This window comes from Micromonospora sp. DT233 (assembly GCF_049841815.1).
Lineage (GTDB): Bacteria > Actinomycetota > Actinomycetes > Mycobacteriales > Micromonosporaceae > Micromonospora.
Genome location: NZ_JBNCLB010000010.1, coordinates 123,436 through 136,996, shown reverse-complemented (window position 1 = coordinate 136,996; position 13,561 = coordinate 123,436). Strand labels below are relative to the sequence as shown.

Annotated in this window: 11 protein-coding genes; 3 read left to right on the top strand and 8 right to left on the bottom strand. The window is 74.3% G+C overall.

Annotated elements, in window-relative coordinates; translation table 11 throughout:
- Positions 1 to 107: 107 nt before the first annotated feature.
- From ACLQ2V_RS21060 to ACLQ2V_RS21035, 6 genes are read right to left on the bottom strand one after another with little or no spacing between them, the layout of a single operon-like run.
- The gene (locus ACLQ2V_RS21060; RefSeq protein WP_425720247.1) at positions 108 to 917 is read right to left on the bottom strand and encodes a TetR/AcrR family transcriptional regulator; all 810 of its coding nucleotides are present in this window, start codon (positions 915 to 917) and stop codon (positions 108 to 110) included.
- A gap of 12 nt (positions 918 to 929) precedes the next feature.
- Complete coding sequence (locus tag ACLQ2V_RS21055; protein ID WP_425720246.1) at positions 930 to 2,402, bottom strand: VWA domain-containing protein; 1,473 nt, start codon at positions 2,400 to 2,402, stop codon at positions 930 to 932.
- Positions 2,403 to 2,436: 34 nt separating this feature from the next.
- Positions 2,437 to 4,695, bottom strand: coding sequence for a tetratricopeptide repeat protein (locus ACLQ2V_RS21050; RefSeq protein WP_425720245.1), 2,259 nt, complete (start codon positions 4,693 to 4,695; stop codon positions 2,437 to 2,439).
- Entirely contained in the window at positions 4,692 to 5,900 is a 1,209-nt protein-coding gene (locus tag ACLQ2V_RS21045) for a hypothetical protein (RefSeq protein ID WP_425720244.1), read from the bottom strand. The genes ACLQ2V_RS21050 and ACLQ2V_RS21045 overlap by 4 nt, the downstream gene beginning before the upstream one ends.
- Before the next feature lie 11 nt (positions 5,901 to 5,911).
- On the bottom strand, positions 5,912 to 7,003 hold the full coding sequence (locus ACLQ2V_RS21040; protein WP_425720243.1) for a transporter substrate-binding domain-containing protein: 1,092 nt from the start codon (positions 7,001 to 7,003) through the stop codon (positions 5,912 to 5,914).
- A gap of 26 nt (positions 7,004 to 7,029) precedes the next feature.
- Complete coding sequence (locus ACLQ2V_RS21035) at positions 7,030 to 8,331, bottom strand: hypothetical protein (RefSeq protein WP_425720242.1); 1,302 nt, start codon at positions 8,329 to 8,331, stop codon at positions 7,030 to 7,032.
- Positions 8,332 to 9,136: 805 nt separating this feature from the next.
- Here ACLQ2V_RS21035 and ACLQ2V_RS21030 point away from each other — a divergent pair.
- The 3 genes from ACLQ2V_RS21030 to ACLQ2V_RS21020 are packed head-to-tail and all read left to right on the top strand — an operon-like array spanning position 9,137 to position 12,026.
- Positions 9,137 to 10,240, top strand: a complete 1,104-nt coding sequence (locus ACLQ2V_RS21030) for a HesA/MoeB/ThiF family protein (protein ID WP_425720241.1) — start codon at positions 9,137 to 9,139, stop codon at positions 10,238 to 10,240.
- Positions 10,237 to 11,460, top strand: coding sequence for a hypothetical protein (locus ACLQ2V_RS21025; RefSeq protein WP_425720240.1), 1,224 nt, complete (start codon positions 10,237 to 10,239; stop codon positions 11,458 to 11,460). The genes ACLQ2V_RS21030 and ACLQ2V_RS21025 overlap by 4 nt, the downstream gene beginning before the upstream one ends.
- Positions 11,457 to 12,026 carry a DUF3105 domain-containing protein gene (locus ACLQ2V_RS21020; protein ID WP_425720239.1) on the top strand — a complete coding sequence of 190 codons (570 nt, stop codon included), beginning with the start codon at positions 11,457 to 11,459 and terminating at the stop codon, positions 12,024 to 12,026. The genes ACLQ2V_RS21025 and ACLQ2V_RS21020 overlap by 4 nt, the downstream gene beginning before the upstream one ends.
- 32 nt (positions 12,027 to 12,058) lie before the next feature.
- Here the strand turns inward: ACLQ2V_RS21020 and ACLQ2V_RS21015 are convergent, their stop codons facing one another.
- Both ACLQ2V_RS21015 and ACLQ2V_RS21010 read right to left on the bottom strand, forming a co-directional pair.
- Positions 12,059 to 12,292 carry a hypothetical protein gene (locus ACLQ2V_RS21015; protein WP_425720238.1) on the bottom strand — a complete coding sequence of 78 codons (234 nt, stop codon included), beginning with the start codon at positions 12,290 to 12,292 and terminating at the stop codon, positions 12,059 to 12,061.
- Between the two features lie 142 nt (positions 12,293 to 12,434).
- Complete coding sequence (locus tag ACLQ2V_RS21010; protein ID WP_425720237.1) at positions 12,435 to 13,466, bottom strand: hypothetical protein; 1,032 nt, start codon at positions 13,464 to 13,466, stop codon at positions 12,435 to 12,437.
- Positions 13,467 to 13,561: the final 95 nt, after the last annotated feature.

Below are 13,561 nucleotides of genomic sequence, written 5' to 3'. Positions count from 1 at the left end.
TCGGTGAACATGGATGCAATACAGCATCCGCCCCGCGCCCGCCCGGTTCAATACGCCGAACGGGGGCCAGGCCGGTCGGCGGTGACGGATCTGCGACGGCGCGGCGGTCAGCGGCCGACGTCGGCCCCGCGCTCGTCGACCACCACGGCGGCCCCGCCGACGCGCTCGCCGACCACCACCGCGACGCCGTCGAGCACGCGTTGGAGGCCGAACTCGAAGGCGTAACCCGGGTCGTGGGCCGTGCCGTGCGCCTGTCCGGCCGCGGTGCCCACCCGGGCGGCGGTCGGGTAGCGACCCGGGGCGACGAGGCGCTCCAGCCAGGGGGCGTGCGCCTGCCACCACTGCGCGTCGGTCATCCCGGTCTCGCGCTCCAGGTTGACCGCGTCGAGGGCGGCCCGCGCCGCGCTGCGGACGTGACCGAGCACGAGGGTGAGCACCGCATCCATCTCCACGTCGGTGAGGCCGAGGCCGGTCAGGGCGCCCAGCTCGTAGTCGTACTTGGCCATGCTGTTCGGGCCGAGCACCGGGCGGGACGTCTCGGCGCGCAGCAGCCACGGGTGGGCGCGGTAGAGCGCCAGGTTCTCCCGGGCGATGCGCTCCAGCCGGGACCGCCAGCCCTCGGGGGACTCGGCCGGTCGGCTCATCACGCCGTACAGGGTGTCGATCATGACGTCGAGCAGTTCGGCCTTGCCGGGAACGTAGGTGTAGACCGACATCGTGGCGACGCCCAGCGCCTCGGCGACCCGGCGCATGGTCAGCGCGTCGATGCCCGCCGCGTCGGCGAGGTCGATGGCCGCCCGGACGATCCGGTCCACGCTCAGCCCGGGGCCCGCACCGCGGCCGGTCGGCTCGCCGGTGCGCCAGAGCAGGGCCAGGCTGCGGGCGGGGTCCGGCTTTCCGCGGCGCTCACTGGGCATGGTGCGCCAATCCTACGACCCGTCGGGCGGCGGCCCGTCGGGCGACTCGTGGTGCGCCCCGCACTCTGCGCAGTACGGGCTGGTGTGGGTCTGGCCGCAGTGCTCCCACGGGGGCACCCGCTGCTCGGGGGCCGGGTGTGGCGCGGGCGCCGAACGGCCCGACCCGGCCGGCGGCCCGCCAGGCACCCAGCCCGACGTCTGCGGCGCCGACACCGCCGAGGGCTGCCACTGCTTCAGGTCGAAGCCGGGCTTGAGGCGCACCACGCCGACGGCGGCGTCGATGATGTCCACGAGCCGTTCGAGCTGCCGCAGCTTGTCCTCGTGGCCACCGGCGTGGGCCAGCGCCACCGCCCGGCCGAGGTGCCGCTCGGCGTCGCTGAGCCGGCCCTCGCCGGCTGCGGCCAGGGCCAGCCGCACCTCGTCGGCGTACCCCTGCTGGTGGGTGTAGTGCGCCACGGTCTCGTGCACCTGGGAGAAGAGTTCGATCTCGTCGGTCCACTCCACGTCGACGGGCGTCTCGTCGCCGGGCACGGCCTCGTCGACCCGCACGCTGAGCCAGCCGGCCCGCCGCCGCGCCTGCGGGTTCATCGCGTCGAGCTCCAACGCCACGTGGTAGTCGCGCCGGTCGGCCGGGCTCCACGCGCCGAGCGGGAAGTCTATGGTGCGGTCCCCGACGGCGACACCCCGGACGGTGAGGTCGGCGATGGTCGGATACACCTGCTTGACGAAGCGGATCCGGGCCAGCGCGCTGGTGCGTACCCGCAGCTGGGCGTCGGCGGTGCGGCGGGTCAGCGCGCGGTCGAGCACGGCGGCGAACTCGCCGGCCAGCAGGTCCAGGTCCTCCACCGGCACGACGGGGTTCGCTCCGAGCGCGTCGGCGATGACGAGCAGCTCCGGGCCGTCCCAGTCGTGCATCCCGTTGGCCGTGCCGATGGCCCGGCAGTCCACGGTGAACCGGCCCACGCAGGCCTCCACCGCCGCCTTCAGCTCGGCGGGCTGCTGGGACTCGTTGCGGCCGTCGGTGAGCAGGATGACGTGCCCGATCGCGTCGGGCCGGGCGCCGAGCAGGTCCCGGGCCAGCAGCAGCCACCGGCCGATGGCGGTGCCGCCGTGCGGCGAGGTGCGGCTCACCGCCTGCCGGGCCCCGGCGCGGGTGTCCTCGTCGGCCACCGCGAGCCGCCGCTGCTTGGGGTAGATCATCGTGGCCTGGCTGGTCCCCTCCACCACGGCGAACGCCACCCCGTCGGGCAGCGCGTCGACTGCCGCGAGGGTGGCCCGGCGGGCAGCCCGCATCTTGGCCTGCGGCGCCCCCATCGAGCCGGAGCAGTCGAGCAGGATCACCTCGGCGAGGCCGTCGTGCCGCGAACGGCCGCCGTCCGGCCCGGCCCGGACGGCGGCCACCACGTCGACGATCCCGCCGTCGGCCGGCAGGTACTCGCTGTGGTGTGCGGTCAGGTCGAGGCGCAGCCCGTCCGGTGTGCTCACGCGGGGCTCCTTTCGTCGTGTTCGTCGGCCGGGGTCACCACCAGGTCACCGGCCGCTGCGCGTTGGCGAGGTCGACCAGCGCGATGCGTTCCCGCCGGTCGCCGGTGCGCCCGGCCAGCGAGCGGCAGGTGCGTTCGAAGGCGCGGCTCAGCGGGCCGGTGGCCAGCCGGTGGCCGAAGAGCCGCCGGTCGGCGTGTCGGGAATCGTCGAGGCTGCTGTCGAGGGCGATCCGCAGGATGTACGCCTCGACCAGTTCGCGTTCGCCGAACGCGGGCAGCTTCTCCACCACGGCGGCGGCGTCGAGCGCGGCGTCGAGCCGGTGACCGTCCTCCGGGGCGTCGAGCAGCATCCGCACCGCGCAGGTCACCGCCACCGCGCAGGCGCGGGCGGACTCCGGCACGCTGAGCAGGACGGCTGCCGCCGCGCGCGGGCCCTCGTTGACGAAGAGGCAGCGGGCCAGCCCGAAGGCCGAGGCGACCACGCCCTGATCGGTCTCCCACACTCCCCGGTGGTGCGCGGCGGCGGTGCGGTGGTCGCCGGCGAACTCGCAGGCCACCGCGTACGCCAGGCGGGCGGAGACCTCGCCGGGCAGCCACCCGTACACCCGGGCGAAGTGGTCCCGGGCGGCCTCGCTGTCGCCGCCCACCAGGGCCACCAGGCCCCGGTGCCACCACAGCGACCAGTCCCGCAGGTCGTCGGGGAAGCCGGCGAGCAGCGGCCCCGCCTCGTCGCCCCGGCCGGCGGCCAGGTAGGCCCGCACCATCCGGAAGGTGACCGCGGCCGTGTGCTGCGGCGCGGTGCCGAGGAGGGTGATCAGCTCGGCGGGCTCCGCCGGGCCGAGCGAGGCGAGGAAGCCGGCCGCCGGGTCGCCGCCGTCGACCAGCGGCGTCGGCAGGCCGAGCGCGACCTCCACCGCGTCGAGGGCGCCGGCGTCGGCGTGCAGCGCGAACGCGCAGGCCGCCGGGCTGAACAGCGTGGACCGGGTGGGCCGGGGGATGCCGTCGGCCGCCGAGCGCACCTGCCGCCGTACCCCCCGGACCTGTTCGCGCATCTGCGCGGCGGAGTCGAAGCGCTCCTCGGGCTCGACGGCGGTGGCCCGCGCCAGCAGCCGCGCGAAGGGGTCGAGCCGGGCGGGCAGCGGCAGCCGCAGCAGGCCCTGCCCCGCCGGCAGGGGGCGCAGGTCCGCCGAGCTGACCGTCAGGGTCAACGCGGCGAGGGTACGGCCGACCGTGTAGATGTCGGAGCGGACGCTCGGCCCCGCCGGGCCGAGCCGTTGCACCTCGGGCGCCTCGAAGCCGGCCGTTCCCCAGGGCGGGCTGACGGTGTTGTCGATGCGGCGGGCCGCGCCGAAGTCGACGAGCTTCAGTGGGCCGACCCCGCCGGCCCCGCCGACCAGCATGACGTTCTCGGGCTTGAGGTCGCAGTAGAGCCAGCCCTGGTCGTGCAGGTACGCGAAGGCGTCGAGGATCTGCACGGCGTACCCCAGCGCCTGCGCCACGTCGACGGCGGCCGGCCCCCCGTGCGGGCCGATGGCGCGGCGGGCGTCCTCCAGCGTGCCGCCGTTGACGAACTCCATCACCAGGTAGCCCACGTCGGTGTCGGCCTCGGGGCGCAGCGCGTGCGTGATGGTGACGATGCCGGGGTGGTTGAGCGCGATCAGCGCCTGCCGTTCCGCGACGAACGCCGCCGCGGCCTCCCGGTCGGCGGGGTTGCGCTGCCCCTTCAGCACCCGCCAACTGCCGTCCATGTCCTCGTCGTGGGCGAGGAAGACCCAGCCCACGCCGCCGTGGCCGAGGCAGCCCTCGATCCGGTACCGCCCGGCGCGCACGTCGCCCCTGGCCAGCGGCGGGGTGAACGAGTAGCGGGCACCGCAGTTGGGGCAGTATCCGCTGACCCGGGGCACCCGGCGGCGACAGGTGGTCCGGGGGCAGTAGCGGGCCTGCTCGGGCACCACCGGCTCGGCGAGCACCGCCTCCAGCGGGTCCCTCGCCCGGGGCGGCGGGATCAGCACCGGGTTCTCCCACGGCCGGGACCGGGACCGCCACGGATCGCGCGACGCCGGGTGGCCGGGGGCCGCCGAGCCGCCGGAGCCGGCCGACACGAACGGGTCGCCGGGGCCCGCCGACGGGGCCGGGTCGCCGGGGCCCGCCGGTTGCGGCTCGACCGGTGCCGGCGGTGACCCCACCGCCGACACCTGGCCCTGGCACGGGTGGCCCCACAGCCGGCAGAAGCCGTCCCGGTCCGTCGTGCCGGAGCAGTTGCGCTCCGCGCAGGAACGCATCGTGGACGTCATGGCCTCACCTCGTTCACGGCCTGCTGGTAGGCGCGGACCGCCTGGCTCGCGGCGGTCACGGCGAAGCCGTCGGGACGCAGCCGGTCCCGCGCGTCGCGGTAGCTCTGGTCGAGGTCGGGGTGCTCGGCCCGGCCCTCGTCGGCGGCACGCTGCCGGTACGCCGCCAAGCGTCCGTTGAGTTCCAGGTGGCACCGGCCGCGCAGCCGCCGCCGGGCGGCGTCGACCAGGTCGATGGCCCGGTCGAGGGCGGCGACCAGCTCTTCGCCGTCGACCGGCGTGCCGCCGGCGGGCGACGCCGACCGGGCCGCCGCGACCCGCGCCAGCAGCCCGTCGATGTCGAGCGAGGCCACCGGGTCCCCGCCGTCGCCCAGCCCTTCCCGGGCGGCCTCGTCCGCGAGCCGGCGCAGGCGCCGCACCGACGAGCGCAGCCGCCGCTGCAGGGCCGGCAGCCGGTCCGGGTCCTCCGCGACCGGGACGACCTCCCGGCGCACCGCGGCCAACTCCTCCGCCAGCCCGGCCAGGCCGTCCCGCCAGGGGCCGGGGCGACCGCACCCCACCGGGTCCGCCACCGCCTCCCGCGCCAACCCGGCGAGCCGCGTCGCGGGGCCGTCCAGCAGCGCCGGGTCCCCGCCGGCCAGCGCGGCCCGGTGCCGCAGCTCCCCGATCTCCCGGCGCAGCCGGTCGAGGTCGGCATCCACGAACCGCATGGCCACCCGGTACGCGTCGACCAACCGCCGGATCGTGCCCCGGCGTTCCCGGGCCGCCGCGACGATCTCGTCGAGGGTGAGCCACTCCACCCGGGGCGATCCGCCCGGGGCGGGGGGAAACGTCACCTCGATCGGGTCGGTGAGCAGCCGGTCGTGGCCGGCCCGTCCCGCCCCCGCTCCGGCCCCACCCTCGCCCGGTCCGGGCCCGACGTGCGCCGCACCGGCACCGCCCGGTCCGGGCCCGACGTGCGCCGCACCGGCACCGCCCGGTCCGGGCCCGACGTGCGCCGCACCGGTCGCGTCGTCGGCCGGGGCGAGGGCCAGCGACAGGCAGCCGAGGACGTGCAGCTCGTCGGTTGCCGCCTGTTCGGTGCCGGCGGTGACGCCGGTGAGCGGGGAGCCGAACTCCCCGGTGATCAGCTCCTGCGCCTCCAGCAGCCAATCGGACGTCAGAGCGCGCGCGGCCCGCACCGCGTCGATCCGCTCGCCTCCCGACATCAGGCTGCCCCTCAGCCCGGCGGCCACGACGTCACCGCCGGGCCCGGACTCGGCATGCCCCGGTCGGGGTGGCCCTTGAGCCACCGCTGGTGCGCCGTCGCCCACACGGAGGCCCGGGTGGACTCCAGGGCGTGGTTGACGAAGCGCAGCAGCTCCAGGCTCTCCGGGTTGCCCCGGGCAAACGCGAAGGCGTGCGGCTCGTCGGTGAACCAGGTGCACGGCGACTTGCCGTTGTGGTACCGGCAGAACGGGGTGTTGTCCCGGGGCGGCTCGGTCACCAGCACGGTGTCGGGGGCCATCCGGGCGAAGCCGAGCAAAATGTTCTCGTCCGTGCTGACCGCGTCGACCTGGCCCTGGCGCAGCATGACCAGGCAGTCGATCGGGTGGGCGGCCTGCACCGGCACCAGCCGCTCGCCGCCCGCCGTGCGGTAACCGGCGATCGCCGCCAGGGAGGTGGTCTGCGCCGCCGCGCAGACCTTCCGGCCGCCGAGTTGGTCCATCCCCGCGTACTCCGGGGCGCCGGTGAAGTCGCCGCCCCGGCGGCGGACCAGCGCCGTCTGGCCGGAGTCGAGGTAGTCGTTGGAGAAGAGCACCTGCTCGGCGCGCGCGCAGGACGCCGTCAGGGAGGTCGCGATGAAGTCGACCCGGTCCGGGTGGTCCGCCTCCAGCATCGCGAAGGCACCCCCGCCGGGCGGCACCATCTTGAAGGTGATCCGCTTGCGCGGGTCCTCCTTCGGCCAGATGAGCTCCGCCAGCGCCACCACCAGGTCGATGTTGAAGCCCTCGAACTGTTGCTCCTTGGCGTTCCAGTAGCTCATCGTGGCGTCGGACGGGTCGACGCCCACCACCAGCCCTCGCTCGTGGACGCCGCCCGGCGGGGTCTCGCTCGGCGGGTAGCTGCTGCGCACCGTGCAGATGTCGTTGGAAGCCTTGTCGCTGGTCGTGGCCGACGACACGGCCGACGGCACGGCGCTCGGGGCGACCGCCGGGGACGGCGGGGCCGCCGTGCAGGCCGCCGGGACCAGCAGCAGCGCCCCGACCAGCCCGGCCCGGAGCGGCGCCGACCCGCTCCGCCGGGTGCGCCGGCCCACCACTGTTGTCATCGCCCGCGTCGTCATCGCCGCGCCCCTCACCGGTACTCGATCAGTCGTTGTCGCAGCCCGAGGAGGGCCGCGACGCCGGCGAGCAGCACCACCCAGGCCGCCTCCCCGCCGTACTGGCGCGGTGCCGTCTCCAGGTTCGTCACCTCCGCCGCGACCCACTTGTCGCCCCTGTCGAGCCGTTGGGTCAGGGTGTCGGTCGCGGTGTCGAAGGACTCCCCGGCTCTGCCCCCCTCCAGCACGGCGTTCACGGCCAAGCGGAACGCGCCCGGCTGCGAGCTCTGCCGGGCGGTCCAGACGAGGGCGAGGGTCGTGCAGTCGACCCCGTCCGGGGGGTCGCAGAGCCGCCGGTCGTCGAAGTCCCGGCGGTGCCCGGCCGGGTCCACACTCGCCCCGAGCCCGAGGTAGATGTCGGCGCGCCCCGACAGCAACGCGCCGAGCCGCTGTTGGGTGGCGCTCTGGTCGTCGATCGCCGTCTCCAGGACGGGGAACCGTTTGGCGGCGGTCGGCCAGTGTGACCACGAGGCGACCGCCATGGCCAGCACGGCGACCACGCCGAGGGAGGCGACCAGCAGGCCGACGTTGAGCCGACGCCGGGTGCGCTGCCACAGCCACCACTGCACGGCGACCAGCGCCGCCAGCGTCAGCGCCGGCATCAGCAGGGAGGCCGCCGCCCACCAACGGGCCTCCCCCCGGGCCTCGCGCAGCAGCCTGGTGTCGTAGTCCCAGAGCGCCTGGGCGGCGGGGAGCAGGTGGGCGGAGAGGTAGTGGGAGGCCTCCCGGGCGTACGCGGCGGCGAGCACCTGCTCGTTGCTGACCGCGTCACTCGGCTTTGCCACCGCCAGGGCGTCGGCGATGATCCCCTCGTACCGTTGCAGCCGGGCGGCGATCGTGGCCAGCCGAGCCAGGCGGCGTGGGTCGTCGGCCGCCGCGCCCATCGACACGTTCAGCGCGTGCTCGACCTCGTTGATCTTCTGCCGGTAGTCGGCCCGCAGCCGGGTCGACAGCTCCTCGCCGGGCGGCAGCAGGAACGCGGCGCCGGCGGCGGCGTCGGCGTCGGCCAGCCCGACGTAGATCTGGCGGGCGCTCGTGCCGGTCCGGGCGGCGACGCCGGCGGCCGCTTCGCCCAGGGTGCTCGCCGGCATGCGGGCACCCAGGGCCACCACGGCGGTGGCGACGAGGAGGACCGCCAGGAGCAGCCCGGCGCCGATGATCCTGGCCGGGGTGGTGCGCAGCGATTCCCGCCACCGGGCCGAGCCGACCTGCTCCGGGCGCGACACGCCGCGGGTCAGCGCCGCCGACGACGCCTCGACCCGGCGGTCTGTTTCCATACGTCCGGTCATCCGAACCCCCGTTCCCCCCGCCCGGTTCCGCTCGCCGGCACGGGGCCTGGTCGGCGCGGGTCCGGCACTGACAGGGAACGGTCAGGATGGCAGAGACGCGGCCCGATGGCCGCAACCGTGTCTGGAATCCGACGGCAGGCAACCGCCGACGGACCCGCTCGCCTCATCCCCTTGGACGACACCTGAAGACGAACGTCCGGGCGCGTCGATGCGATTGGAGCATTGTCGCCGGCGGGCGCGAAATGGTGTCCCGGGTGGCCGGCCGGGCCGTTGCAGAAATCGCCGTCCGGGCCAGATTGCCGAGCCGGTCGCGGAGCCCAGGAATCCGGGGTGCGGTGCCCCGTTCGCGTTGTTTTCGCCGGGGGGCGATCACCCTCCTACCTGGACGACCGCCCCGAAATGGATCTTTACGGCCGACACCGTCCCGCGCACGGCCTTTACCTGATTATTGCCCGAAGACATCCCCAGACAATGAATTCGCCGCATGTCCACACATCTTTTTGAGTCGCAGATAATTATTGTCACCACCAATTACCGGTGCTCTAATTATGGCGACGCGAGCGGGCACGCCGCGTCAATCCCGCTCAATTCGATGGAGGCCGCCATGGACAACAAGATCGAGATGAAGCGCAAGCCCGCCAAGGTCGTCGTGCGCAAGCTCGAGAAGCTCGAGACCACGGTCGCGATCATCGACCCGGGCTGCCGCAACGACATCTGCGGCTGATCCAACAAGGGCCGGGGCGCGGATCACCGCGCCCCGGCCGCCTTTTCGCGACCAGGGAGGTCTGCGGGCATGCGGCGACCACGGATCAAGGGCATCCACAAGCCGGTACGCCTGGCCCCGACGCTGATCAACATCGGCGGCCGGCAGGTGGGCATCGGGGCGGAGATCGACGACGAGGACGGGTCCCTGTGGGCGCTGTTGCGCCTGATGGACGGCACCCGCAGCCGGGACGAGATCGTCGCGGCGCTGACCGCCGAGCGCCCCGAGCTGACCGCCGAAGAGGCGGTCGACGCGCTGGAGACGATCATCGACGCCGGGTACGTCGAGGACGCCGCCGCGCCGCCCCCGCCGAGCCTGAGCCCGGCCGAGGTCGAGCGCTACGAGCGGGCGTTCACCTACCACGCGTGGGTCGACCTGACCCCGCGTGCGTCCCGCTTCGACGTGCAGGCCCGGCTGAAGGCCAGCCGCGTGGTCGTGGTGGGCCTGGGCGGCACCGGCTCGGCCGTGGCCTCCTCGCTCGTCGCCGCCGGGGTGGGCGCGGTGCACTGCGTCGATTTCGACGTGGTCGAGTCGGGCAACCTGACCCGCCAGCTCCTCTACACCGAGGACGACATCGGCGCCCCGAAGCTCGCCGTGGCGGTGGAGCGGCTGCGCCGGATGAACTCCTACGTGACGGTCACCGGGGAGGAGATCCGGGTCGACTCCACCGAGTCGATGGTGGCGCTGATGCGCGACGCCGACCTGCTCGTGCTCTGCGCCGACCAGCCGCTGCACACCATCCGCGAGTGGACCAACACCGCCGCCCTGCGCACCGGCACCCCGTGGATGATCGCCCAGTACGCCGGCCCGATGGCCGTCGTCGGGCTCTTCGTGCCGGGCCGCACCTGCTGCCAGGACTGCCTGCCCAGCGTCAACGACCGGCTCCGCGACCGGCACGGCGTCGAGCCGGAGGAGTTGTTCGCGTTCACCGGCCACGCGGTGATCGCGCCGTCGGCCAACCTCACCGGTCACCTGGCCGCCCTCGACGCGGTGCACCACCTCGGCGGCATCCCGGCCAGCACGCTCGGCCGGATGTACCACCTGAGCCTGACCGACCTGACCTACCACTACGTGGTGCACCCGACCCCCGGGCACAAGTGCGACACCTGCGGCTGGCTCGGGGAGGAACGATGATCACCCTGGACGCCGACAGCCGACCCCGGGTCGACCACCTCGTCGTCCGCGCGGAGGACGCCGACGAGTACGTGGTGGGCGACCCGGTCAGCGGCACCTTCGTGGTCGTACCCGAGGTCGGGGCCCGGCTGGTGCGGCTGCTGGCCGCCGGGCGCAGCGTCGCCGAGGCCGCCGCCGAGGTGGAGCGCGAGACCGGGGAGGCGGTCGACGCCCTCGACTTCGTCGAGGTGCTCGTCGAGGCCGGCATCATCGACGGCAGCGCGAGCGGCGACGGCGCGCCGGCCGCGCCCCGCGCGGGCCGGTACTGGTCGGTCTCGCGGCTGCCCGCCCGCCTGGTCCGGCCGCTCTTCGGCCGGGTCGCCTGGACGTTCTACGTCGGCTGTCTCGTCGCCACCGCCGCCATGTTCGCCGCCGAGCCGTCGCTGCTGCCCACGTACGAGGACACCTTCATCTTCCCCGACATCGTGCTCAGCCTGCTGATCACCAACGTCGTGGTGATCGCCCTGACGATCGTGCACGAGGTCTGGCACGCCCTGGCCGGGGCCGCCGTCGGCGTGCCGTCGCGGCTGCGCGTCGAGCGGCGGGGCATCTTCCCGGTGCTGGAGACCGACCTGTCGGGACTCTGGGCGTTGCCGCCGCAGCGCCGCTACGGCCCGTTCCTCGCCGGCATGGCGATCGACGGCGTGCTGCTGTTCTGCGCGGTCGCGCCCCGGTTCGCCTGGTCGCGCGGCTGGATCGACCTGCCCCCGGGCCTGGTCCGCTTCCTCGCCATGGTGGTGTTCAGCCAGGCGGTGAAGCTGGCCTTCCAGACCCTGGCGTACCTGCGCACCGACATGTACCTGGTGATGGCGACCGCGACCGGCTGCCGCAACCTGCACCAGGTGACCCGGCTGTCGCTCAAGCGCCTGGTGCGCCGGCTCGACCCGCAGGAGGCGGCGATCCTGCGCGACGCGCACGCCCGGGACCTGCGGGTGTCGCGCTGGTACCGGCTGCTCTACCTGGCCGGGCTGATCTGGATGGCCTGGTTCCTGCTGCACTTCCTCTGGCCCAGCGCCAAGGTCACGTTCGGTTGGGCGGCGGGGGTGCTCGTGGGGGCGCCGTTCGCCAGCTCCTACTGGTGGGAGGGGATCGCCCTGTTGCTCTTCACCGCGGTCAACGTGCTGCTGCCCCTCGGGGTGGTCGTGCGCAACCGGATCCAGACGCGCAGGGCCGCCGCGTGAGCCGCCGCTGGCTGGGGACGGTGGTCAGCGTCGTGGTCACCACCCTGAGCGTGCTCACCATGTCCAGCCTGGGGCTCGGGGTGGCGCTCGGCCTGGCCGACGACACCGTCGCGCTGGGCTGCGACCAGGTGCCGGGCACACCGGCGGCGTTCGAGGGCAACCGGCACGTGGCGTACGACGGCGCCCCGCACGCCCCCTATCGCACGGTGCCGCCGACGTCGGGCCCGCACTCCCCCCGCGTCGTCACCCCGGGCGTCTACCGGGAGCCGGTGTCGGCGGAGTTGCAGGTGCACGCCCTGGAGCACGGGCACGTCCTGGTCCAGTACGCCCCGGACACCTCCGCCGCCGACGTCGACGCCCTGGAGCGCCTCGGCCGCCGGCACCCCCGTGACGTGGTGGTGGCCCCCTACCCGGCGCTCGGGCACGGCATCGGGCTCAGCGGCTGGCAGCGCTGGCAGCGCCTCGACGGCCTCGACGTCGCGGCGATCGGCGACTTCGTCACGAAGGTCGCCGGCCGCTACGACCACTCCTGGCAGCACGGGGCGACGGACTGCGTGCCGGCCTGACGGCCTGACGGCCGTGCTCTTCCCCGGTCGCGTCAGCCGGTGGGCATCGGGGCCGGCGCGGCGCTGCTCATCCGGCCCTGGTCCCAGTACGAGCCGTCCGGGGTGGGCAGCCGCGTGCTGCTCGTGCCGACGTCGCCCCCGGTGCCCGCCGGCCCCGCCGGTGACTGCGCCGGCCCGGAACGGCGGGCCGCCACCCCGGCCACCACCACGGCCACCACCAGCACGGCGACGGCGGCCCCGACCGCCACGCCCCAGCTTCGCCTCATCGTCGGCTCCTCTCCGTGGGCCCGGCCCCAGCGGGCCCGGTCCTCGGCCGCCCGGCCGGACGACCCGTTGGTTGGACGCGCCCCGCCCCCGACCGGATCCAGCGGATCGCGGTCGGGGGCGGGGATTACCCGAACGGGTGAATCAGGTGACGTTCGCCAGCGAGTTGTAGGCGTCCCAGACGGCGGTGTCGAAGTACGAACTCCGGTTCACCCCGGCGCCGTCCAGTGTGCTCATGATCCCGTCGATGTTGCCCAGGGTCGTCGCGTCGCTGTACCCCTGCAACCAGGGCGATCCGCTGGAACCTCCCGTGAAGCCACAGTTCATCGCCATCTTGTTGCCGGACTGGTACGAGTTGCCCTGGCAGTACTGCTGCCACCCGCCGTCGAACGGCGGCGCCGCCGGATAGGCGAGAATGGTGATGAACTGCTGGTACGGGTAATTCGCCATGATCCCGTTACCACCGACCACGTTGACCAGCAACTGGTTGGAGGCGTTCGGCCACGTGACGACCCAGGCGACGTCCCGGCTGAGGTCGCTGCTGTTGATCCACGCATTGAAGGTGGTCAGGGACTTCGCCGACCACTGGCCGTACGGCGCGGATCCGTAGTTGTAGTAGGGAACGAAAACCCAGTTCTGCATCCACGTGCCGCCCGCGCCGCCGTGCACGCAGTGCCCGGCGGTCATCACGAGCCGCTTGGAGCCGCTGTTCACCGTGCCCGCCGAGCAGACGTAGTTCCCGCCGTTGGACGGGTTGTAGAAGAAGACCTTGCCGACCGTCGCGGAGGCGTTGACGTTGGTGCCCATGCCGCTGCCGGCCTTCTTGTCCACGGCCTTGCGCGACACGGTGGGGGCGGCGGCCGGCACGGAGCGGGCCGGGCCGTTCGGGCCCAGGGCCGTGGCGGACGTGGAGTCGGCCTTCTCGACCAGCGTGTCCGCCGAGATCGCGGTCCGCATCCGCTCGGGGGTCCAGTAGTTGCTGGCCTGGTCGGCCACGCCCTGCCCGCTGCGGGCGGCGGCGGAGACGCCCGCCGTCGCCGTGCTGACCGTCGCCGCGCCGGCGGCGCGCTCGTCGGGGGCGGCCTGCGCGGCGCCGGCCCCGACCAGGGTCATCGCCGCGACGAGCGCGGCGGACGCGGTGACGGTGACCGCCCGCCGAATGTCCGGATAGTGCATTCGTTCTCCCTTCACGAAGTGCATTGGCGCTTGTCGAAGCGCCAGCACAGCATGAGGGCCAGCTCAACAGGACCGAAACGGGTCCGGGGCGTTAA